Origin of the sequence: Citrobacter sp. Cc139 (genome assembly GCF_030334645.1) — a bacterium.
GTDB lineage: Bacteria > Pseudomonadota > Gammaproteobacteria > Enterobacterales > Enterobacteriaceae > Citrobacter > Citrobacter werkmanii.
Window position 1 is genome coordinate 239,704 of record NZ_JAOWDM010000075.1, and the last position, 23,442, is coordinate 263,145.

Annotated in this window: 18 protein-coding genes; 8 read left to right on the forward strand and 10 right to left on the reverse strand. The window is 52.1% G+C overall.

Translation table 11 applies throughout. The features are described 5' to 3' along the window. Position 1: 1 nt before the first annotated feature. The 3 genes from OGV69_RS09350 (at position 2) to OGV69_RS09360 (ending at position 4,818) form a co-directional block, all read left to right on the forward strand. The gene (locus tag OGV69_RS09350) at positions 2–3,079 is read left to right on the forward strand and encodes a beta-galactosidase (protein ID WP_069323907.1); all 3,078 of its coding nucleotides are present in this window, start codon (positions 2–4) and stop codon (positions 3,077–3,079) included. 57 nt (positions 3,080–3,136) lie between these two features. After that, the gene (locus OGV69_RS09355; protein WP_069323906.1) at positions 3,137–4,390 is read left to right on the forward strand and encodes an MFS transporter; all 1,254 of its coding nucleotides are present in this window, start codon (positions 3,137–3,139) and stop codon (positions 4,388–4,390) included. A 155-nt stretch (positions 4,391–4,545) separates the two neighbouring features. Further along, entirely contained in the window at positions 4,546–4,818 is a 273-nt protein-coding gene (locus OGV69_RS09360; RefSeq protein WP_069323905.1) for a YceK/YidQ family lipoprotein, read from the forward strand. Between the two features lie 46 nt (positions 4,819–4,864). Here the strand turns inward: OGV69_RS09360 and prpE are convergent, their stop codons facing one another. The 4 genes from prpE to prpB all read right to left on the reverse strand — a co-directional run bounded on the left by prpE (position 4,865) and on the right by prpB (position 10,412). Continuing rightward, the gene (gene prpE, locus OGV69_RS09365; protein ID WP_199950743.1) at positions 4,865–6,751 is read right to left on the reverse strand and encodes a propionate--CoA ligase; all 1,887 of its coding nucleotides are present in this window, start codon (positions 6,749–6,751) and stop codon (positions 4,865–4,867) included. A 40-nt stretch (positions 6,752–6,791) separates the two neighbouring features. Then, positions 6,792–8,243, reverse strand: a complete 1,452-nt coding sequence (locus OGV69_RS09370) for a bifunctional 2-methylcitrate dehydratase/aconitate hydratase (RefSeq protein WP_042310272.1) — start codon at positions 8,241–8,243, stop codon at positions 6,792–6,794. A 37-nt stretch (positions 8,244–8,280) separates the two neighbouring features. Next, positions 8,281–9,450, reverse strand: coding sequence for a bifunctional 2-methylcitrate synthase/citrate synthase (gene prpC / locus OGV69_RS09375; protein ID WP_069323902.1), 1,170 nt, complete (start codon positions 9,448–9,450; stop codon positions 8,281–8,283). A gap of 80 nt (positions 9,451–9,530) precedes the next feature. Continuing rightward, positions 9,531–10,412 (reverse strand): methylisocitrate lyase, encoded by an 882-nt coding sequence (gene prpB / locus OGV69_RS09380; protein ID WP_069323901.1) that lies wholly within the window; start codon positions 10,410–10,412, stop codon positions 9,531–9,533. A 250-nt stretch (positions 10,413–10,662) separates the two neighbouring features. Between prpB and prpR the strand changes: the two genes are divergently transcribed. Continuing rightward, a complete protein-coding gene (gene prpR, locus OGV69_RS09385) occupies positions 10,663–12,273 on the forward strand; it encodes a propionate catabolism operon regulatory protein PrpR (RefSeq protein WP_069323900.1) in 1,611 nt (536 codons plus the stop codon). Positions 12,274–12,305: 32 nt separating this feature from the next. Here prpR and yahO read toward each other — a convergent pair whose 3' ends face one another. After that, positions 12,306–12,581: a DUF1471 family periplasmic protein YahO gene (gene yahO, locus OGV69_RS09390; RefSeq protein ID WP_006685820.1), complete on the reverse strand. Its 276-nt coding sequence runs from the start codon at positions 12,579–12,581 to the stop codon at positions 12,306–12,308. A gap of 338 nt (positions 12,582–12,919) precedes the next feature. On the opposite strand from yahO, the gene OGV69_RS09395 reads away from it, so the two are divergent. From OGV69_RS09395 to OGV69_RS09410, 4 genes are all read left to right on the forward strand, one after another. Then, entirely contained in the window at positions 12,920–13,552 is a 633-nt protein-coding gene (locus tag OGV69_RS09395) for a LysE family transporter (protein WP_038637976.1), read from the forward strand. A 79-nt stretch (positions 13,553–13,631) separates the two neighbouring features. Next, on the forward strand, positions 13,632–15,020 hold the full coding sequence (locus tag OGV69_RS09400) for a diguanylate cyclase (RefSeq protein WP_038637972.1): 1,389 nt from the start codon (positions 13,632–13,634) through the stop codon (positions 15,018–15,020). A 220-nt stretch (positions 15,021–15,240) separates the two neighbouring features. Then, positions 15,241–16,335 (forward strand): 4Fe-4S binding protein, encoded by a 1,095-nt coding sequence (locus OGV69_RS09405; protein WP_069323899.1) that lies wholly within the window; start codon positions 15,241–15,243, stop codon positions 16,333–16,335. Between the two features lie 171 nt (positions 16,336–16,506). Further along, positions 16,507–17,016, forward strand: coding sequence for a hypothetical protein (locus OGV69_RS09410; protein ID WP_069323898.1), 510 nt, complete (start codon positions 16,507–16,509; stop codon positions 17,014–17,016). Positions 17,017–17,116: 100 nt separating this feature from the next. Here OGV69_RS09410 and foxA read toward each other — a convergent pair whose 3' ends face one another. The 5 genes from foxA to OGV69_RS09435 all read right to left on the reverse strand — a co-directional run bounded on the left by foxA (position 17,117) and on the right by OGV69_RS09435 (position 23,297). Beyond that, on the reverse strand, positions 17,117–19,225 hold the full coding sequence (foxA, locus tag OGV69_RS09415; protein ID WP_114140322.1) for a ferrioxamine B receptor FoxA: 2,109 nt from the start codon (positions 19,223–19,225) through the stop codon (positions 17,117–17,119). A 121-nt stretch (positions 19,226–19,346) separates the two neighbouring features. Continuing rightward, on the reverse strand, positions 19,347–20,330 hold the full coding sequence (locus tag OGV69_RS09420) for a helix-turn-helix transcriptional regulator (protein ID WP_038637962.1): 984 nt from the start codon (positions 20,328–20,330) through the stop codon (positions 19,347–19,349). A 174-nt stretch (positions 20,331–20,504) separates the two neighbouring features. Then, complete coding sequence (locus OGV69_RS09425) at positions 20,505–22,088, reverse strand: methyl-accepting chemotaxis protein (protein WP_069323897.1); 1,584 nt, start codon at positions 22,086–22,088, stop codon at positions 20,505–20,507. Positions 22,089–22,403: 315 nt separating this feature from the next. Continuing rightward, positions 22,404–22,652 (reverse strand): hypothetical protein, encoded by a 249-nt coding sequence (locus OGV69_RS09430; RefSeq protein ID WP_069323896.1) that lies wholly within the window; start codon positions 22,650–22,652, stop codon positions 22,404–22,406. 15 nt (positions 22,653–22,667) lie between these two features. Further along, entirely contained in the window at positions 22,668–23,297 is a 630-nt protein-coding gene (locus OGV69_RS09435) for a DUF2913 family protein (protein ID WP_069323895.1), read from the reverse strand. Positions 23,298–23,442 lie beyond the last annotated feature (145 nt).

The window sequence follows — 23,442 nt, forward strand, 5'->3', positions numbered from 1 at the left end:
TATGAACCTGAACACAGATTCACTCTCCGCTGTTCTGGCCCGCCGCGACTGGGAAAATCCCGGCGTCACGCAGCTCAACCGCCTGGAGGCGCACCCACCTTTCTGTAGCTGGCGCTCAGCAGATGATGCGCGAACTAATCAACGCTCAACTCAGTTACGCTCGCTGAATGGCCAGTGGCAATTCGCGTGGTTTCCCGCGCCGGAGGCTGTGCCGGAAAGCTGGCTGACAAGCGTTCTGCCACAGGCTGACACTATCAACGTCCCCTCTAACTGGCAGATGGACGGTTACGACGCGCCAATTTATACCAACGTCACCTACCCGATTCCGGTTAATCCCCCGTACGTTCCGGCACAGAACCCAACGGGATGTTACTCGCTCACATTTAATATCGAAGACGCATGGTTAGATGAAGGTCAGACGCGCATTATTTTTGACGGCGTCAATTCCGCATTTCATCTGTGGTGCAACGGTCGCTGGGTCGGCTACGGTCAGGACAGTCGTCTGCCGTCTGAATTCGATCTGAGCGATTATCTGCTGCGCGGCGAAAACCGCCTGGCCGTGATGGTGCTGCGATGGAGCGACGGCAGCTATCTGGAAGACCAGGATATGTGGCGCATGAGCGGTATCTTTCGCGACATATCTTTGCTGCATAAGCCCACCACGCAAATCAGCGACCTGCGCATTAACACCCGTTTTAACGATGACTTCAGCCGCGCCGTGCTGGAAGCGGAAGTCAGAGTGGCGGGCAACGCGAGCGAAGATTTACGCGTTACCCTGCAATTGTGGGAAGCTGAAACGCTGACTGATGAAACGACCTCCCCACTCGGCGGCGAGATTATTGATGAACGCGGCGCTTATCATGACCGGGTTACCCTGCGGCTGAACGTCGAAAAGCCAGCGCTGTGGAGTGCTGAAACGCCCAATCTGTACCGTGCCGTAGTGCAATTACATAACGCGGATGGAGTGCTGATTGAAGCAGAAGCCTGTGACGTCGGCTTTCGTCAGATTGATATCAAAAACGGCCTACTACTGTTAAACGGTAAGCCGCTGTTGATTCGCGGCACCAACCGTCATGAGCACCATCCGGTCAACGGTCAGGTGATGGACGAGGCGACGATGGTGCAGGACATTCTGCTGATGAAGCAGAACAACTTTAATGCCGTGCGCTGCTCCCATTACCCGAACCATCCGTTGTGGTACACCCTGTGCGATCGCTACGGTCTGTACGTGGTCGACGAAGCCAATATCGAAACCCACGGCATGGTGCCAATGAATCGCCTGAGCGACGATCCCACATGGTTGCCTGCCATGAGCCAGCGCGTGACGCGCATGGTGCAGCGCGATCGCAACCATCCGAGCATTATCATCTGGTCGCTGGGCAATGAATCCGGTCATGGCGTCAATCACGACGCGCTGTATCGCTGGATAAAATCAGAAGACCCTTCACGCCCGGTACAGTACGAAGGCGGCGGCGCGAATACCGCGGCGACCGACATTATTTGCCCGATGTACGCCCGCATCGATCAGGATCAGCCCTTCCCGGCGGTACCTAAATGGTCGATTAAAAAGTGGCTGTCGATGCCCGGCGAGCAGCGTCCACTCATTCTCTGTGAATATGCCCATGCGATGGGCAATAGTTTCGGCGGCTTCGCCAAATACTGGCAGGCATTTCGTCAGTATCCGCGCCTGCAGGGCGGGTTTGTCTGGGACTGGGTGGATCAATCGCTGATTAAACATGATGATAATGGCAAGGCATGGTCAGCCTACGGTGGCGACTTTGGCGACACGCCTAACGATCGTCAATTTTGCATGAACGGACTGGTGTTCGCCGATCGCACCCCGCATCCGGCGTTATACGAGGCCAAACATGAACAGCAGTTTTTCCAGTTTACGTTACTGCCGGGCGCTGAACGCCAGATTGAAGTGACCAGCGAATATCTGTTCCGCCGCAGCGATAACGAAGTTCTGCACTGGTCGATTGCCCAGGACGGCAACCCGCTGGCCGCCGGACAAATCGTTCTGGATATTGCCCCGCAGGGCCGCCAGGTGATTACCCTACCAGATTGCCCGATGCCGGAAACCGCAGGCCAACTGTGGCTGTCGGTGCGCGTGGAACAGCCTCGCGCCACCGCCTGGTCAGACGCCGGGCACATCAGCGCCTGGCAGCAGTGGAAACTGGAAGAGAAACTCAGCCTGGCGCGGCTGCCAACTGTCCGCACCGCGCCACAGCTCAACGTTAGCGAAAACAGCTTTACTGTGGAGAACGACAACAAGCGTTGGCAATTCGACCGTCGGTCTGGCCTGCTGACACAATACTGGCTTGATGATACAGCCCAGTTGTTATCCCCACTGACCGACCAGTTCACCCGCGCGCCGCTGGACAACGACATCGGCGTCAGCGAGTCAACCCGCATTGACCCGAATGCCTGGGTTGAACGCTGGAAGGCCGCCGGTCATTATCAGGTTGCAGCAACGTTACTGCACTGCGCTGCCGACGCGCTCAGCAACGCAGTACTGATTACCACCGAACATGCGTGGCAGTATCAGGGTGAAACGCTGTTTATCAGCCGTAAATCGTATCGTATCAACGGTCATGGCGAGATGCAGGTAACGGTGGATGTCGATGTTGCCAGCGGCACGCCGCATCCGGCGCGTATTGGCCTGAGCTGCCAGCTGTCGCAGGTCGCCGAGCGTGTGAACTGGTTAGGTCTCGGCCCACATGAGAACTACCCGGATCGCCTGAGCGCCGCCTGTTTTGACCGTTGGGATCTGTCACTCGATGAGATGTACACCCCGTATGTTTTCCCGAGCGAAAACGGTCTGCGCTGCGGCACGCGCGAACTGCGATACGGCACGCATCAATGGCGTGGCGACTTCCTGTTCAACATCAGCCGCTTTAGCCAACAGCAACTAATGGAAACCAGCCACCGTCATCTGCTGCAACCGGAGGCGGGTACCTGGCTCAATATTGATGGCTTCCATATGGGTGTCGGCGGCGATGATTCATGGAGTCCTTCCGTGTCGCCGGAGTTTTTGTTGAGTGCCGGACGTTATCACTACCAGGTTATCTGGGGTTAAACATAATAATAATGGGCAGGTTATGACCTGCCCTTATTTTTCCTGAGGAAGTCTGTCATGTATTATTTAAAAAACACTAACTTTTGGATGTTCGGCTTTTTCTTTTTCTTTTACTTTTTCATTATGGGTGCTTATTTCCCCTTCTTTCCGATCTGGTTACACGATGTGAACCATATCAGTAAAGGTGACACTGGGATCATTTTCGCCTGTATTTCACTGTTTTCATTATTATTCCAGCCTGTTTTCGGACTACTTTCCGATAAGCTTGGCCTGCGAAAACACCTGCTGTGGGTAATTACTGGAATGCTGGTAATGTTTGCCCCGTTCTTTATTTACGTTTTTGGCCCGCTATTGCAGGTTAATATTTTACTGGGGTCGATTGTCGGCGGGATTTATCTTGGCTTTATTTACAATGCCGGCGCTCCGGCGATTGAAGCCTATATTGAAAAGGCCAGCCGCCGAAGCAAGTTTGAATTTGGTCGCGCACGCATGTTTGGCTGTGTGGGCTGGGCGCTGTGCGCCTCGATTGCAGGAATTATGTTCACCATCAATAACCAGTTTGTCTTCTGGTTAGGTTCTGGCTGTGCGGTCATTCTGGCATTGCTGCTGTTCTTTTCAAAAGCAGATGCCCCCTCTTCTGCAAAAGTCGCGGATGCGGTAGGCGCCAACAACTCAGCATTCAGCCTGAAGCTGGCGCTGGAATTATTCAAACAACCAAAACTCTGGTTTCTCTCCCTGTACGTGGTCGGCGTTTCCTGTACTTATGATGTGTTTGACCAGCAGTTCGCCAACTTCTTTACTTCGTTCTTTGCCACTGGCGAACAGGGCACCCGTGTGTTTGGCTACGTCACAACCATGGGAGAATTACTCAACGCCTCGATCATGTTCTTTGCTCCGCTGATCGTGAACCGCATCGGCGGAAAGAACGCCCTGCTGCTGGCCGGTACGATCATGTCGGTACGGATCATTGGTTCATCATTCGCCACCACGGCGCTGGAAGTCGTTATCCTCAAAACGCTGCATATGTTCGAGATACCGTTCCTGATTGTCGGTTGCTTCAAATACATCACCAGTCAGTTTGAAGTGCGTTTCTCGGCCACGATTTACCTGGTGTGTTTCTGTTTCTTCAAACAGCTGGCAATGATTTTCATGTCAGTTCTGGCCGGGAAAATGTATGAGAACATTGGTTTCCAGGGGGCTTATCTGGTGCTGGGGATAATTGCGCTGAGCTTCACGCTGATTTCCGTATTTACCCTAAGTGGACCGGGGCCATTTTCCCTGCTGCGTCGTCGCGAAAGCGTCGCGCTGTAAAAGCCTCTTTGCCGGATGCACCACTCACGTGGTTTATCCGGCCTACAACGTGCAATTCTCACTCTATGAGTCCTGACCCGGTGGTTTAAGTTTTGCGGGCAAAAAGCCGCTTTTAACCTGCTATGGTAAACGAGACGGTAAACCCAGGTCACAGGATGAGCAGAAAGACGGTTGCGGTAATGGCGTTCTTGATCAGCGCATTACTTTCAGGATGTGGCAGCATTAATGCGCGCACGGAAGGCGAGGATTCGAATACCTATTATGTGGGTACGCACCACGACATGGCTAAACTTAAAAACCCAGGCGCTTACGATTATAATTATTTCGATTTAGCGCTGCTATTTGTCGATGTGCCGCTGTCTTTTGTGGCGGATACAATCTATGCGCCGTTTGATTACTATCACGGACCGTATAAGAAAGTCGATTAGAAACCAGACCCGGTAAGCATCGCGCCACCGGGCCAATTAATAACGGCTACTCCTCGATCGCCTGGCGAATTTGCTGCAGCGACGCCGGATCGTCAATGGTCGTCAGATCGCCGGGATCGCGGCCTTCACAGATTGCCTGGATGGTGCGACGCAGCATTTTACCGGAGCGCGTTTTCGGCAACTGCGACACAAACCAGACGTGTGCCGGACGGCCAAAATTACCAATCTGGCTGTCCACCAGCGCCATTATCGCCTTCTCTTCTGAATGCGCGATGTCACGGTCTTCCAGGCTATCGCTCTGCTTCGGAATGACAAATGCAACCGCCACCTGCCCTTTCAGTGCATCTTTCACGCCGACCACCGCCACTTCTGCGACGTTTGGATAGCTGGAAATACTCTCCTCTATCTCACGCGTACCCAGTCGATGTCCGGCGACGTTAATGACGTCATCCGTCCGACCGAGGATGAAGTAATAGCCGTCGGCATCGCGAATGCCCCAGTCAAAAGTGGCGTATACCTGACGAGAAAACAGCGACCAGTAGGTATTTACGAACCGTGTGTCATCGCCCCAGATGGTCTGAATACACCCTGGCGGCAGCGGCCCTTCAATCACCAGCATACCCTTCTCATCCGCTGCGCAGGGTTCGCCGGTGACCTCATTGAGCAACTGCACGTTATAGCCATACATCGGCACGCCAGGGCTGCCCAACCGCGACGGCCTGTCGTCCAGCCCACGGGCGATCGCCATAATTGGCCAGCCAGATTCGGTCTGCCAGTAATTATCGATAACCGGGACACCCAGCGTTTCCGTTACCCAACTGGCGGTCGGTTCGTCCAGCGGTTCCCCAGCCAGATACAGCACCTCCAGCGAGGAGAGATCGTGATTGCGGATCTGCGCGGTCGGGAATTTCTTCAGTACGCGGATCGCCGTTGGCGCGGAGAACATCCGGCTAACCTGATACTTCTCAACAATCTTCCACCACACGCCGCAGTCCGGATACGTTGGCAGCCCTTCGTACACCACCGTCGCCATCCCCGCCAGCAGTGGGGCATACACGATATACGAATGCCCAACCACCCAACCGATGTCCGACGCGCAGAAGAACACGCCGCCCGCTTTACCGCCGAAAATGGTATCCATCGTGGTTGCCAGCGCGACCGCATAGCCGCCAACGTCACGCTGGACGCCCTTCGGTTTACCGGTTGTCCCGGAGGTATAGAGAATGCAGGAGGTTTCATTCGATTCCAGCCACGTCACCGGCACCCGCGCGCCAAGATGCTGTTGGCGCAGCGCGGCAAAGTCGAGGTCGCGCCCCTCTACCCGCGCCATTTTCGCCAGACCACGATCGACCAATACCACATGACGCGGCTGGTGCTGCGCCTGACTGATTGCATCATCGAGCAGCTTTTTATACGGCAGGATCTTGCCCCCGCGCGCGCCGGCATCCGCCGAAACAATAATCACCGGTTGGGCGTCGTCGATACGTGCCGCCACGCTGTGCGAGGCAAAGCCACCGAACACCACCGAATGGATCGCCCCAATGCGCGCGCAGGCCAGCAACGTAATATGCGCCTCGGCGATCATCGGCATATAAACCAATACCCTGTCGCCGCGCTGTACGCCCAGAGACAACAACATTGCCGCCGCCACGTTCACTTCGTCGTACAACTGACGAAAGGTAAAGGTACGCTCTTCTTCGGTTTCCGATGACACCGCAATCAGCGCCAGCGCCTCAGGCTGTTTCTCCACCCAACGGTCGATGGCGTTATGACACAAATTGGTCTTGCCGCCGCAAAACCAGCGGGCAAACGGCGGGTTGCTGTGATCCAGCACCTGCGTATACGGCTGCTGCCAGTCAATGCGCTGGGCCTGCTCGGCCCAGAACGACTCCGGTTGCGTAATCGAACGTTGATAAAACTCGCTATAAGACATAATGCTCTCCTGTTGAACTTACGCCTTGCCGCACGCAGGTTTAGATTACATAAAGGTCCATATACTCATTGACCGGCATCTGCTCCAGGCGGGCTCTGTCCAGGGAGACATCCAGAATGCGCTGCTGCTGACGGGTCGGGAACTGACGCGCCAGGTTGATTTTGAACTTCTCGACCAGTTTCGGCATACCGTCGTGGCGACGGCGCGCATGACCGATTGGGTACTCCACCACCACTTCTTCAAAACGTGAACCGTCGGTGAACTCGAGAGTGATGGCGTTAGCAATGGCGCGTTTTTCCGGGTCGTGATAATCGGCGGTAAAGGCCGGATCTTCGAAGCAGGTGATCTTCTCGCGCAGGGCATCAATGCGTTTGTCCTGCGCCACGCCGTCTTCGTAATCTGCCGCGGTTAAACGCCCAAACAGCAGCGGGATGGCGACCATATACTGGATGCAGTGATCGCGATCCGCCGGGTTATCCAGTGGGCCTTTTTTATCGATGATGCGGATACAGGCTTCGTGGGTGCGAATGGTCACCTTTTCGATATCCGCCGCCGTTTTACCCGCGGCCTGCAGTTGCTCATACAGCGTCATTGCCGCTTCTACCGCAGTCTGCGAGTGGAACTCAGCCGGGAAGGAGATTTTAAACAGCACGTTTTCCATCACGTAAGAGCCGTACGGACGCTGGAAGCGGAACGATTCCCCTTTGAAGGAGACGTCATAAAAGCCCCAGGTTTTCGCCGTCAGCGCAGACGGGTATCCCATCTCGCCCGTTTTTGCCATCAACGCCAGACGTACCGCGCGGGAGGTCGCATCGCCTGCCGCCCAGGATTTACGCGTGCCGGTATTTGGCGCATGACGATAGGTACGCAGCGACTGGCCGTCGACCCACGCCAACGAAACGGCGTTGAGGATTTCATCCCGGCTCAGCCCAAGCATCTCCGCGACCACCGCCGTGGAGGCGACTTTTACCAACAGAACGTGATCCAAACCAACGCGGTTAAAGGAGTTTTCCAGTGCGATACAGCCCTGAATTTCATGAGCTTTGATCATCCCGGTCAGCACTTTTTTCATGGTCAACGGCGCTTTCCCCGCCGCTACCGCGTTGCGTGACAGCCAGTCAGCCGTCGCCAGAATGCCGCCGAGGTTATCGGAAGGATGGCCCCATTCCGCGGCCAGCCATGTGTCGTTGAAGTCCAGCCAGCGGATCATCGCGCCGATGTTAAACGCCGCCTGCACCGGATCAAGCTGGAACTGGGTGCCCGGTACGCGAACGCCGTTCGGCACTACGGTCCCCGGCACCACCGGTCCTAACAGTTTTTTACAGGCCGGATATTCCAGCGCTTCCAGGCCGCAGCCAAGGGTGTCGAGCAGGCAATAATGCGCGGTGTCGTACGCCACCTTTGAGGTGATCTCGTAATTCATAACGTAATCAACGATATCAACGATTTCACGGTCAAAGTCTGGGCGAACGTTCGAAATATGTGCGGACATAGGGTACAACTCCTGTTTTTATATTTAGAGGTTTTAATTAGCAACGCTTTTCGATCGGTACAAATACGCGATCTTCCGGGCCGGTGTAGTTGGCGGAGGGTCGGATAATTTTGTTGTCCTGGCGCTGTTCGATGATGTGCGCCGCCCAGCCGGTCACGCGGGCGATAACAAACAGCGGAGTGAACATTTCGGTCGGAACGCCCATCATGTTGTAGGAGACCGCCGAGAACCAGTCGAGGTTAGGGAACATCTTTTTGGTTTCCCACATCACCTCTTCCAGACGGTCGGCGATGTTGTACATTTTCAGCGAACCGCCTTCCTGAGAAAGCTGTTTCGCCACGCGTTTAATCACCTGATGGCGCGGGTCGGCAATGGTGTAAACCGGGTGACCAAACCCAATCACCACTTCTTTATTTTCCACGCGTTTGCGGATATCCGCTTCGGCTTCATCCGGCGTTTCATAACGCTGCTGGATCTCCAGCGAAACTTCATTCGCCCCGCCGTGTTTCGGCCCACGCAGCGCGCCAATCGCGCCGATAATCGCGGAATACATATCGGAGCCGGTTCCCGCAATCACACGACTGGTGAAGGTGGACGCGTTGAATTCGTGCTCGGCATACAGCACCAGTGAAATGTGCATCGCCTTTTCCCAGCTTTGCGACGGCTTTTCACCATGCAGCAGATGCAGGAAGTGTCCGCCAATGGAATCATCATCCGTTTCCGGCTGAATGCGCTCGCCGTTATGGCTGTAGTGATACCAGTACAAAAGGATCGAACTGAGGGACGCCAGCAGCTTGTCGGCAATATCGCGCGCGCCGGAAACGGTATGCCCCTCTTTTTCCGGTAGCGTACAGCCCAGCGCGGAGACGCCGGTGCGCATCACATCCATCGGGTGGGATGCGGCAGGCAGCGCTTCCAGCACGGTGCGCACGTTTGCGGGTAAGCCGCGCAGCGCTTTAAGTTTGTTTTTATAGGCGGTGAGCTCGTCGCGGGTAGGTAATTTCCCGTGGATCAGCAGGTGCGCGACTTCTTCAAATTCGCACTGCTGCGCCAGGTCGAGAATATCGTAGCCGCGATAATGCAGGTCATTACCGCTTTTACCCACGGTGCATAACGCGGTATTTCCGGCGGCGACGCCTGACAGCGCAACCGATTTTTTAGGTTTAATGACATGCGTGTTGTTTTGCAGGATTGTTGTGTCGCTCATGTTGTCCTCGTCATTTTTATAATATGTAGGGTACAAATTTATTGCCGGATGGCGGCTTCACCTTATCCGGCCTACGACGGTTACTTTTTTGTGTACAGCGCGTCGAGTTTCTCTTCGAACTGGTAGTAGTTGATGCTTTCGTACAGTTCGTTGCGCGTCTGCATAATGTCGATCACGCTCTTTTGCGTGCCTTCCTGGCGCAGCACGTTGTAGACCCGTTCAGCCGCACGGTTCATGGCGCGGAAAGCAGACAGCGGATACAAGGCCATGGCGACGTTCGCGCTACGCAGTTCATCGGTAGTGAACAGCGGCGTGGCGCCAAATTCGGTAATGTTAGCGAGGATCGGAACCTGCACCGCATCAGCAAACTGGCGGTACATCGCCAGCTCGGTAATGGCTTCCGGGAACAGCATGTCAGCCCCCGCTTCGACATACGCCTGGGCACGATCGATAGCCGCCTCTAACCCTTCCACCGCCAATGCATCAGTGCGCGCCATAATCACAAAGTTGGGATCGGTGCGGGCATCCACGGCGGCGCGGATCCTGTCGACCATCTCTTCTTTAGAGACGATCGCCTTGTTCGGACGATGCCCGCAACGCTTGGCGCCGATCTGATCTTCAATATGCAGCGCGGCGGCCCCGGCTTTGGCAATCGACTTCACGGTACGCGCCACGTTGAACGCCGACGATCCAAAACCAATATCCGCATCCACCAGCAATGGCAGCGGACAAACATCGGTGATACGACGAATATCGGTCAGTACATCATCAAGGGTAGAAATACCGAGATCCGGCAGACCCAACGACCCCGCCGCAACGCCGCCGCCGGAGAGATAAATCGCCTGATACCCGGCACGCTGAGCCAGCAGAGCGTGATTGGCGTTGATGGTGCCGACGATTTGTAATGGGTTTTCTTTGCTGAGCGCGGCGCGAAACGCCAGCCCTGGAGAGTGTAGAGACATATCCGTCCTCTTGTTATCAACTTGTTACCATTCGTTGATTTACCTAAAGCAAGGGATATGCCAAAGACCGTAACTTTGTGCAAATTCAATTTTTACTTTTTGAATCAGATGATTACATTTAGAGTCTGTGTTTTTATTGCACAAAAGCGTGTCAGCTATCGTTTCATGAAACCGACTTGAATGTTTCATTGCAACATTTATGAAACACAACTAAACCCTTATACTCGGTTCCTTACTTTTTGGGTTGCTTATGGCTGATACGCATCTTCCGCCGCGAGTGAACGATGACAAACCGGTTATCTGGACGGTTTCGGTCACGCGCCTGTTCGAACTGTTTCGCGACATCAGTCTGGAGTTCGACCACCTGGCGACCATTACCCCTATTCAGTTGGGTTTCGAAAAAGCGGTGGCCTATATCCGTAAGAAGCTGGCCACCGAGCGTTGCGATGCCATCATTGCGGCAGGCTCCAACGGCGCGTATCTGAAAAGCCGTTTATCGATCCCAGTGATCCTGATTAAACCCAGCGGGTTTGACGTACTACAGGCGCTGGCGAAAGCGGGAAAACTGACATCATCGATTGGCGTCATTACCTATCAAGAAACCATCCCCGCGCTAATCGCCTTTCAAAAGACCTTCAATTTGCAGCTCGAACAGCGCAGCTATATCACCGAAGAAGATGCCCGTGGACAAATCAACGAGCTGAAGGCCAACGGTACCCAGGCGGTGGTCGGCGCGGGGTTGATTACCGATTTGGCGGAAGAAGCGGGCATGACCGGCATTTTTATCTATTCGGCGGCCACCGTGCGTCAGGCTTTTGTCGACGCGCTGGATATGACCCGTCTGACGCTGCGCAGAAACGGGCAATACGCCTCTGGCGATATGCTGCGCACCCGCTATGCGCTGGGAGATATGCGCGGTCACTCTGCGCAAATGGAACAGGTGCGGCACACCATTATGCTCTACGCCCGTTCGCGTGCGCCGGTGCTGATTCAGGGTGAAACCGGCACAGGTAAAGAGCTGGCGGCGCAGGCTATTCATCGTGAGTATTTTACGCGTCAGGAGAATCGGCGCGGAAAACCTTCGCCGCCGTTTGTTGCCGTCAACTGCGGGGCAATCACCGAATCATTGCTGGAAGCGGAGCTGTTCGGCTATGAGGATGGCGCATTTACCGGCTCCCGCCGGGGAGGACGCGCGGGCCTGTTTGAAATTGCCCACGGCGGGACGCTGTTTCTTGATGAGATAGGCGAAATGCCGCTACCGTTACAAACCCGGTTATTGCGAGTACTGGAAGAAAAAGAGGTCACCCGGGTCGGTGGACATCAGCCGATTCCGGTCGATGTGCGGGTGATCAGCGCCACGCACTGCGACCTGGAACAAGAGATGAAACAGGGAGAATTTCGTACCGATCTGTTTTATCGCCTGAGCATTCTGCGCCTTAAACTGCCGCCGCTACGCGAGCGGCTGCCCGATATTCTGCCGCTGGCGGAAGGCTTTTTAAAACAGTCGCTGGCAGAACTGGATGTACCGTTTTCTGAACCCGTGCGTAAGGGATTAGCCCTGAGCCAGCCTACGCTGCTCAATTATGGCTGGCCGGGAAATATCCGCGAGTTACGCAATATGATGGAGCGTCTGGCGCTGTTTTTAAGCGTCGAACCGCAGCCGGCGCTGAACGAACAATTTCTACAGCAGCTATTACCTGAACTGGCCGCTGTTGCTGCTCCACCGCAGGTCACTTCATCACTGACGCCGCAGCAGGTGCTGGCGCAATTCAATGGCGATAAAACCGCGGCTGCGCGATACCTGGGTATCAGCAGAACTACGTTCTGGCGCAGGCTAAAAGAAAACCCGCCAGTGCAATGACTGGCGGGTATGTTATCTTTCAGTACCGCGCATTATTTTTTCTTGTAAATATTGGCTGTACCGTGGATTTTATTGTCCGTTTGGCCGGAGGTTAATACCACCACATCTGCGCCTTTCTCTTCGGCTTTCTTCAGAAGGTCTTCTTTCGCATCAGCGGCTGATACTTCATTACTTGTTGAAATATCACCGATTTTGGTATATTGCGACTCAACCTTTTCAAACTCAACCTTCGTCATAAATTCCGCGGCATACGCGTTGGACACAACAAAAGCTAACGCACCAATAAGTACTTTAATTCCAGTTTTCATATAAAAGCTCCAGGTTTTGTTATATATGCCATCATCGCCCCCTGAACATTCGCCATGCGAGTCAAGGATGATTAATAAGTAGTTCAGGCCGCAAAAAAGATCCAGAGCTGGCGGAAATATAAAGATATTTTGCGTATCGCGTATAACAGAAGATCCCACGCCGCGGCATTATCCGGCGCAGCTGGGTTACAGAAACCAGGCGTAGACGCTATTGGCAAATTTAGGCGCATTTCACAATACAGTGTGAGTAAATACGCAGAATGACGAGCGCGCTAAAATTATAGTGTTAGCAGTCTAAGCATGCCCCAGGCCCGCTCTTACTAATGGAATCGTTGTCTATGGAACCTTTACACGCCGTCGTACTTACCATCAGCCTGTTTGTTTTAACCTTTTTTAATCCTGGCGCTAACCTGTTCGTGGTGGTGCAAACCAGCCTGGCGTCAGGACGACGCGCAGGGGTGATGACCGGTCTGGGCGTGGCCTTAGGCGATGCGTTCTACTCCGGCCTCGGGCTCTTTGGCATGGCGACGCTGATTACCCAATGCGAAGAGATATTTTCACTGATTAAAATTGTCGGCGGCGCCTACTTGCTATGGTTTGCCTGGAATAGTGTTCGCCATCAGGCTACACCGCAAATGCCAACGTTACAGCAGCCGATTTCCGCCCCCTGGTATGTATTTTTCCGCCGCGGGTTATTAACGGATTTATCTAATCCGCAAACCGTTCTGTTTTTTATTAGTATCTTCTCTGTCACCCTCAGCGCAGAAACGCCTACGTGGGCGAGGCTCATGGCCTGGGCAGGTATTGTGTTGTCTTCCGTTATCTGGCGTATTTTTCTCAGCCAGGCGTTTTCTTTGCCCGCCGTACGCCGTGCGTATGGTCGAATCCAGCGGGTTGCCAGCCGGGTGATAGGCGCCATTATCGGCGTTTTCGCGCTCAGGCTTATTTATGAAGGTATCAGCCATCGTTAAGCGAGTTTAACTTGACCATCGTGACGTAATTGTCCGTAATACCGCCTGAATTTTAAATCGCATTTTGAGTGGCAGTGAGATGGAACAGGTTGCTCCGGTAAACGACACATTACTCCTTACAGAATGGCAGGCGTTGTTACGTCAAACATCCCCTGAAGTTCATACGATCCTGACATCATTAAGCGACGAAGAGATACGCCATTTAGTGAGCGTTTTTTATGACTATATGCTCTCCCATGCGGAGAGCGCATTGTTCCTCAATACAGAACAGGTCAGCACCCGTCTCAGCGGCAGTATGTTTGACTGGCTACGCAGCGTACTTGGTAGCGCGAATGAAGACCTCTCACAACTGCTGGCAAAACAGCGCAAAATTGGCGTGGTGCATGCCCGCATCGGGCTGCCTATCGATCTGGTTAATCGCGGCGCGCGCAAGCTGAAAGATGAGTTGTATCGGGTCCTGAAAAAGAAAGCGGAATACTCGCCCGCCCTGCTGAGCGATGCCATCTGTTTCAGCAGTCTGGCAATGGATACCGCCCTGGAGGCCATGACCGTCTCCTATTCCCCCAGCTATCAAAACTCACTGCATACCCAGGAACAGTATCGCCTGCAGACCATTTACGATGACGTCAACGTCGAACGCGAGCGGCAAATACGTTCATTTACCGACTGGGAAAATCAGTTTATCTATAACATCGCCACCGGAATGCCTTTCGGTGAGCTGGTCCTTTTGGCGAATTCTGATTTTGGTATGTGGTTCGCGCATAAGGGAAAATACATTCTGGGCAACAGCAATCTGCTGAAAGAAATGGAGTCGCTGATTGCGGAAATCGACAACCGCCTGACAACCACGCTGTCGCATCAGCATCAGGCGACAGAGCCTGAACGGATGAGCTTGTTGCAGGATGTACGCCAGCTCTCGGCAAAAATCCATTTCCTGCTCGCCTCAATGTTCGACGCGCTGGTCAAGCAGGAAAATGGTAAAGACTCATTGACTCAATTACTTAACCGACGCTTTATCCCGACCATTATGCGCCGTGAGATCTCGCTGGCGTTACATACCCGGAAGCCCTTTACCCTGGCGATGCTGGATATCGACTACTTTAAGCAAATTAACGACAACTACGGGCATAACACCGGTGATATGACGCTCAAAAACGTCGCGGCGGTTATTTATGATCATATTCGCAGTAGCGATTACGTGTTCCGCTACGGTGGTGAAGAATTTATGATACTGCTTGTCGAGTCAGATCAGTCTCAGGCCAGTATTATCCTCGAAACGCTGCGTATGAAAATTGCCGAGATGCGCATGGCGGCCTCAGCGACAGAAGTATTTTCTGTCACCGTCAGTATTGGCATCGCCGAATATGACTACCATCCTGACTACAAGCAGTTGGTTGATAAAGCCGATCGGGCACTGTACCTGGCGAAAAGTAATGGCCGCGACCGCGTAGAGATATTTCAGGAATAACCTATTTTCCCACGGAGAAATAAATACCCCGTTAAGGGTATTTATCTGACCTGCGATAAGTATCGGGCTGTTATTTTTATTCAGGCCTATTGGCGCTATAAAAATAACAGCCGCTTAATAAGATGCAAATCAAATACACCAAATCTGAATAGCGCTAGCATATCCCGATGATGACGCCTTCTGAATGTGGGAGGGGAAATATGAGGGATAGTGTAACACCATGAACGGGAAAAAGAGCACGCGCTGGCAGCGCCGCCCAGGCACAACCGGAGGCAAATTGCCGTGGAATGACTGGCGTAACGCCAGTACCTGGCGAAAAGCCACCCAGTTTCTCCTGCTGGCCAGCAATATCTATATTGGCGTGACGTTTTATTATTGGGTCCGCTATTTTGAAACTGCCGGTACCAGCGTCTATATTCCAAGACCCGGCGGTATTGAGGGGTGGCTGCCGATCGCGGGTTTGATGAATATCCGCTACACGCTGGAGACCGGTTTTCTCCCGCCCATCCATGCCGCCTCCATGCTGCTGTTAGTTGCGTTTATCCTGATTAGCTTGTTGTTAAAAAAAGCCTTCTGTTCGTGGATATGCCCGGTTGGCACGCTTTCCGAACTGCTTGGTACTCTGGGAAAAAAAGTATTGGGTCGCAATTTCACGCTGCCGCGCTGGCTGGATATCCCACTGCTCAGTCTGAAGTATCTGCTGTTGGGATTCTTTCTGTATATCGCTCTGTCGATGCCCGCCCAGGGAATCCAGTACTTTCTGATGTCGGCCTATGGCATGATCATTGACGTGAAGATGCTCGATTTCTTTCGTCATATCGGCTCCGCCACACTTATTTTCCTGATAATTATCAGCGTCCTGAGCGTGTTTATTCGCAATGCCTGGTGCCGTTATCTGTGCCCTTATGGCGCACTGCTTGGCCTGTTCTCTCTGCTCTCGCCGTTTAAAATCCGGCGTAATGCAGACAGTTGCATTGACTGCGGGAAATGTGCGAAAAACTGCCCGTCTACTATCCCGGTCGATCGACTGATTCAGGTGCGTACCGTGGAATGTACCGGTTGTATGACCTGCGTTGAATCCTGCCCGGTAGCCTCTACGCTGAGCTTTTCACTGCACACCCCTGCGGGGGAACAAGGAAACGGCAAATCGTTATGGCGGCAAACGGCATTGTCAGGCGTTGTCATGACTATCCTGGTGCTGGGTATCCTTTTTGCCACCATTGGCTATGCGGTTTACGCCAAGGTCTGGGATACGCCGGTGCCCGAGCACATGTATTTCCAGCTGATCCCGAAGGCTAAAATGATCGGCCATTAATTTTTAATAACCCTGCCAATTCTGGCAGGGTTTCCCGCCTGTTCCGCTATTTTAAGACTATTGAACTTGTGCCTTCGCGCCCCGGTTTATACAACCTTAACTATCACCTGTGATCATTCATTTTCTATTATGTTATGGGCGACTGCATCCAATAATAAACGGGACAGCATTATGACTAAAATAAAACTGGCACTGCTATTACCTCTGTTTCTGGCGGGTTGTACGATGAGCGACGGGGAATTAAGAAATGCTTACGCTCAGCATTATCAGCAACCCGCCGCCTATGTCGAGACTTATAAACAGAAGATAGCCAGTATGGATATTAATACCCTGGCCCAATATGCCGCCGCAGAAGATAAGAAAAAAATGCGTGGGCAGCCGAGACTGAAAATCGACGAATTCATTACTATCGAGAACGTGCAGGCGAAAGGGAATCGGGTAGTCTACGATTACTCGCTGTCAGAGAGCTGGCTGGCGCTGTCTGCGGACAAACAGCGCGAGAAGCAGATCAATATGAATAAAGATCTGGTCTACCGTACCTGCTCACTGGAAACGGTACGTCTGGCGCAGGCGAAAGGGCTGGAAGAAGAGCATAACTATTACAGCCAGTACCCAGACAAAATCGCCTTCACTCTGAGAACCAGCGCGCAGATTTGTATGCAAAACGGTTTTACGCAATAGCCGCAATCCACTATGCCTGATGCGCTGCGCTTATCAGGCCTACAATTTACACACTACAGTAGGCCGGATAAGGTGCCAGCGCCGCCATCCGGCTAAAGCATCAGAATTTCCAGGATACGCTGCCGACAATGCTGCGCTCAGCGCCGAAGTAGCAGTATGAGAGCGAGTTACAGGCCGCAACGTAGCGTTTATCGGTCAGGTTGTTGACGTTCAACTGAGCACTCAGTCCCTTAATTCCGATATTCGTTAAATCGTAGCCAATCGCCATATCCACCAACGTATAAGATGGCAGGGTGTGCGTATTCAGACGATCGCTGGTGATTCCGTTGACATAACGCACGCCCGAGCCGAGCGTCAGACCATCCAGCGGGCCGCTTTTCACATCGTAGCTCAGCCAGGTGCTGGCCTGATTCCGTGGTGCATATACGGCACGCTTGCCCTGCTCCTCCGCACTGCTTTTCTTGTAGCGGATGTCGGTGTAGGTATATGCCGCCTGCAGACGGAAGCTGTCCGTCAGTTGACTAATCGCCTCCAGCTCCACCCCTTCAGATTCAATTTCCCCAATCGAGCGGTACGGATCGGTCGGCTCTTCTTTGGTGGCGATATTGGTTTGATTAATGCGGAACACCGACGCGCTGAACTGACTGTTAAGCCCTTCCGGCTCATATTTCAGCCCCGCTTCCCACTGCTTGCCTTTCATCGGCTCCAGCAGATTGCCATTCTCATCGGCAAAGCTGGTTGGCGTAAAGGCGGTGGAATAACTCACGTACGGCGCAAAGCCGTTATCGAACAAATAGAGCAACGCGGCGCGGGTACTAAAGTTGTTTTTATCCAGATCGCTGCGGGTATCGTTGATCTTATCAATGTTAGAAACGCTGACCTGATCGTAGCGACCACCGAGCGTAATACGCCAGCGATCCCATGACATCTGATCCTGCAAATAGTAGCCCGTCTGGCGCAGCTTGTGCTTCTCACGCGCATACATGTCGATATAATCCGGCTTCGCGCCATACACCGGGTTAAAAGCGTCGATCGGCGGGAATGCGCCGTAGTAGCCGGTGGTATTGTTGCTGCGATCCTGATAATCAATGCCCACCAGCAGACGATGGTTGACCTGCCAGGTATCAAAGCTGCCGTCGAGCTGGTTATCCAGCGTAATCGCCGACATTTTTTCATCAGAGCCGGAATAGCCGCGATTAAGCTCGGTTTCGTTCAACCAGCCCGCCGCATACACCTGGTTCAGTTCAACGTCGGTATGCAGATAGCGCAGCTTTTGCCGCACCGACCAGCCGCTATCAAACATGTGCTCAATATTGTAGCCCACCATGTTTTCACGGCGATCGTATTTGTCGTAATCATCCTCACCTTCGTAAAAGGTGTTAGAGATCTTTTGCCCGTAATGCGGAACCACGGTGCCGTCATAAGGCAGACCGGAGTGGCTACCGCCTTCCGGGTCGCGATGCAGATAGGCCATCAGATCCAGACGCGTCTGGTCGGTGATGCGCCAGGTCAGGCTGGGCATCAGCGCGTAACGCTCTTCTTTTAATGGGCCAAACTGCGAGTCCGCGTAACGCGTCATTCCGCTCAGGCGCGCCGCCACACGATCGTTATCATCCAGCGCTCCGGTGACGTCAAACGCCGCGCCGCGCTGGTTATTGTTGCCGGCAAACAGCTTAACTTCCCCACCCGCGTCAAACGACGGTTTACGCGACGTCAGCGCCACAATACCGCCCGGAGAGGAACGGCCATACAGCACGGAAGCCGGGCCGCGCACCACTTCGATATCTTCAAGGAACCACGGATCGACCACCAGCGAGCTGTGTGAGTTGGTGTCGCCCATCATCTTTAGACCATCGAGATAGACGTTGTCCAGGCTGCCATCGGAGAAGCCGCGCAGCACAATGTAGTCAAAGCGGTTGGAGGCGCCAATCTGATTGCTGTATACCCCCGGCGTATAGCTAACGGCCTGACGCACGCTGGTTGCGCCCTGCTCTTCAAACTGTTCGCGGGTAATGATGGATACCGATTGCGGGGTTTCAATATCCGGCGTGGCAAGCTTCGTGGCCCCGCTCTGCATTTGCGAGGTGACAACGACCGTATCGTTTTTTGTTGTTTCCTGCGCCAGCAGAGGAAAAGCCACGCTGCCGGTCACCCATCCTACCAACAGCGCCAACCGAGTCTTCGCGAACATGAGTATCTCCAAAGGCATTTCTAATTGTAAGTGAGAATTATTACCTTTTTGCTGACGGAGATAGCTATGCCGGATGCCAGATTACCTATGCGCAGTGCCAAATTGTCTGCCAGCAACGTGCGCAAAACGCAAAAATGGATTAGCAAAGCTTGAGCATATCACCTGGCGAAAAACCGTAACGACGACGAAAGGCAGTAGAGAAGTTGGTGGCGTGCTGATATCCCGACATCCAGGCTGCCTGCTGTACGCTGTATCCTTCCAGTAAATAACCGCGCGCGCGTTCCAGGCGGCAATCGCGCAGGTAATCAAAGACCGAACAGCCATAGGCTGCGCGAAACTTGCTACGCAGACTACTGGGGCTCATTGCCGCGCGTTGCGCCAGTTCATTGAGCGTGTGATCATTCTCGGGATTCTGTTCCAACAGGCGACGAACGACTTCCAGCCGCTGCTGTTCCCCGCTGGCGGCGAGGCGTTTGCCGCTCTCGACCTGGCATACGCTGAGGCCATGGCCGAACAGTTGCAATATCAGCCCTTCCAGCATCAACTGGCGAGAAACATTGCTCAGCGCGCTCTGCTGCGCATACTCCAGGCCGCTGAGTAAAAATCCCGGCACCTGCCAAATAAGCGTCGGCGTCTGGCATCTTTCCCACTCACGCATCAACGATTCGAGCAGCCCCGTGCGCCACGCGCCGTCGGGATACAGACCGAGCGATAAGGTTCGCAGTTTGCAGTCGGCATGATGGCGGGCGCGCATCGTCTGGTGCTCGCTCAGGCGTGAGCTAAACGCCATGCCTGAACGCACCACGTGTTCCTGGCCGTTAAACGAGAGGATCACGCAGCCTTCCAGTACAACCAGCATATACAGGGGACTGCTGTGGCGGGAGGTGGTTTCATAGGGTTGCAATACCTGTACATCAGAGTGCGTCACGCACATCCCGCAGGGGAGCGTCATCTCTTCGATTTCACCTTGCAGCACAGGGCTAGCGGACGGCAAATCCGGCTTGTGCGCCAGCAGGGGAAAGCAATAGTCGATCCCATAACGCTCACCAAAATCCATAAACTCGCTGACGGAAAAAGTACGCGCTACGCGTCTGGACGCATTCAGAGTGGTGGTGTTGTTCATGCTGTCTTCTGCACAGAAAATGGGATTAACAGTTTTTGGTCAGGAGCAACATTACCATTCCCTGCGCGACACAACAATAATAATGAGAATTATTATCAATATGATTAAAGCACTGTCTCCCGACAACCAGCCATCTCATCAGACTGAATTTACAGCTGATGAGATGCGCATGTTCTACTGCTTGTCCTGCGTACCCTGCTGCGGCTTTTCATCAACCTGAAACACAGCCACGGCCTGGGATAGCATTGCCGACTGCTCTTCCACACTGCCTGTCGTGGCGGCGATTTCCTCAACCAGAGACGCATTTTGCTGAGTGACTTGCTCCATTTGCGTGACAGCAACGCGGATCTGCTCGATGCCACTACTCTGTTCCCCCGATGCGCCGGATATATCTTCCATGAGTATATTGATATTGCGTATTGCCTTAGCAATGTCCGCCATCATGGCCCCACTGCTTTCAGCTATCTCCACCCCTTCCTTGACGCTGATTGCCGCCTTGGCCACCAGTTCGCTAATTTCTTTCGCTGAGGAGGCGCTACGTTGGGCAAGGGTTCTGACTTCACTCGCCACAACGGCAAATCCACGCCCGGATTCGCCAGCGCGAGCCGCTTCTACCGCGGCGTTTAAGGCGAGAATATTGGTCTGGAAAGCAATACTATCAATGACATGAGATATTTCATTCACGCTTTGCGCGTTGCGGCTGATCAGGTGAATTTTCTCAACCATGTCGCTCATTAAGCGCTCGCCACGCAATGCCATTTCCGTGCTTTCACTCGTCATGGCAGACGCCTGATGTGATTTATCGGTGTTATTTTTGGTTGTTACGGAAATCTGTTCCATACTGGCCGCCGTTTCAACCACGGCCGCAGCCTGTTGCTCCGTTCGGGTTGATAAGTCTGAATTACCCGAAGCAATTTCCTGCATGCCGATATTAATAGACTCAACGCCATCGCGAATCGTACTGACGGTCTCCCGCAGGCCGTTTTGCATATGTTGTAAATTTAAACACAGTAAGCCAATTTCATTGTTACCCGGCACCTTAACGGGATGACTCAGATCGCCTTTACCAATCCGTGAAAAATGCTCAGACACGATATTTAATGGCCGAATGATTGTTCGGTTTATCCAGATATTGCAGAGAATAAAGATAAGAACCGTAACGGCCAGCAGCAAGGATATTTTAAGTATTGAGGCATTAAACTGAACATGTGTCTGCTCAACGATATTTTTACCGACCAACATGGTTGATTTGTAGTAGCTCTCAATCTCCTTATCAAAATTTTTTCGCAAAGCCAGCACCTCTGTGTTGGTATTTGTTTGTGTACCAACAATACTACCGTCAGAAATAGCCTCATTTAATTTATCAACATACTTTTGCTCAGCATTCATTTGTTGCTCAAAAGCAGTTCTGACGATTTTACCAATCTGGGGATCATCCGCCGTCAGTCCTGGTATATCCAAAAAAATAGCGAACTGCTTTCTGGCATAAGCTATCTCATCCTGCACCTGTCGCAATGTCTGTTGGGTAGCAGCCATATCTTGCAGTTGGATATTATCAAGAACGCTTCTTACTTTATAAACAGCCCCAACGACGTTATGCAGCGAATCCTGTTCCTTTACTATATTATGCAGTAGAAGGGTACTTTTTTGATTTCCTTTGAGATCGACCAACTCAAACCCATTAGAAAGGAACTGCATAAAGGTAAATACCAAAAGCAATAATAACAGACTGGTTTTAATCCTCATATTCTTTAACATTTGAACATCTCCATAACAATTAGCCAATCATCTATGACTAAATTGTTATCGACACGCCACGTAATATCTTAACCTATAAAATGGTTAATTATGAGAAAGTATCCCCGCTCAACTTAGCATAATAAATTACGTACACCGTGGTACACATGGCGGCAAATCGCCGTTTTATTACCGGGAACAATTACACTATAAAAAAACCAACATTAATATTATTTATGGATGAGAAAATAGTTATATTAAATACAATGCGCCACTGAGTATGGGCCAGATAGCCGTATCTGACCGGCATCAAGCGAACAAAGCACCAGCCAAACGTCAGAGAATATAGACGGTCACTTTTTCCTGACGATCTGCCGGCACCCTTACCCATGACATTGAATCAACTGCAATTGTCGCCATTTCATTTTCTAACCGGAGTAGCGGCGTGCTGTTATCTGGCGCAGAAGAACTTTCGCCAATCTCGAGAATGCCCCGAAAAGATATAGATAAATTGTCAGCGGTTTCAGACAGCCTAATCCATTCGGTCTCGATCTCTAACTTTTGCTTTAACAATTCTCTGTTCATAACTTGTTCTAATCATTACTTATCAGTAAGAAACTGGAAGTGATGAAATTCATTTGAAATATCTTTCACAAACTCTACCGGCAGGTGGTGTTTGATGAAGGTTAATTTTGCGAACTCAACATCGCCATACACCCGGATACAGAAAGGTTTGACTATCTCGCCCTGAGCACCAAAGCACTCCTGGAGTCTGGTATCGTCCATAAAAATAAAGTTACCCTTTCTCACTTTAATCTTATCATGCAGGTCACGCCACTTCTCTGGTGTGAGTAGAAAGTTCTGCCATCCATTATTTCTCAACATTTCAATCGTGTGGGTGAATTTAAAATAATCATTTTGCATTGTCACATCACCACTTGAGGTGGCGTACAAGTATTCTATTTTAAATTTTAGTTGTGCATTGATGCTTTTTTTCTTACCTTCATCAATTAACCATTGAAGCTCATTGGCCACACTTCGTGAAAAGAGTTTTCTTTTTTTTGCGATGGCCAACCAATGCATAATAAAAATATGCTCTGACATTTTAGAGTGGATCTTGTGATCCTGTAATGCGATACCAATTGCCACTAACGCGCTCCAGGTGAACGCTTCCAGCTCATCCTGATAATGATGCCTCGATTTACTCACTTTTCCTAAATTTTTTACCACTTAAAACCTACCCAGAAAAATCATTATTGTATTTAATTTGTTACTACTCAATTTAAAAACCTACTACAACTAAAACCTGCATAATATGATCCAGATTAATTTATCTCAATGTAAAAAAAGAGCCATGAAACACATTATTTTTATT